At 26.2% G+C, this 389-nt stretch carries 1 protein-coding gene; it reads right to left on the bottom strand.

Annotation, left to right across the window (positions count from 1 at the left end; genetic code table 11):
* Nucleotides 1–117 precede the first annotated feature (117 nt).
* The coding region (locus ACW2QF_RS08215; protein WP_455715517.1) for an Imm64 family immunity protein at nucleotides 118–389 on the bottom strand (272 nt) is incomplete at its 5' end.

Genomic DNA, 389 nt, shown 5'->3' with positions numbered 1-389 from the left:
TAATTAATTTCAACACGTTAAAACTTGTTTAATATATCCTTACAACTTTCCTTTCTATCTGCTAAAGTTAATTAATATTTCAATCATAACAAGTAAATTTATAATACATTTTTTAAATTATTCTCTTGGTGTGATTCCATCTATGCTCCATGAACTAAAATGAATAGTTGGCTGATTCAAGTTGTTTTTTAATATCAACATTGAATATATTGGCTTGTCACTTTGTTCTATTTCAAATAGTTGATATTCAATATCAGCCTCACTGTCACAAAAAGCATAATCAAATTCTGTATTATGCCATAATTCTATAAGACTGCTAGCAATTTTATTTGTTATATCATTTAGATTCTCACTTGAAAAATCCTCTTGCAAAAGTTCTTCTTCTGTTA

The organism is Anaerosporobacter sp., assembly GCF_965301125.1.
The sequence above is the reverse complement of the archived record's forward strand: the minus strand, read 5'-3'. Positions and strand labels throughout refer to the sequence as shown.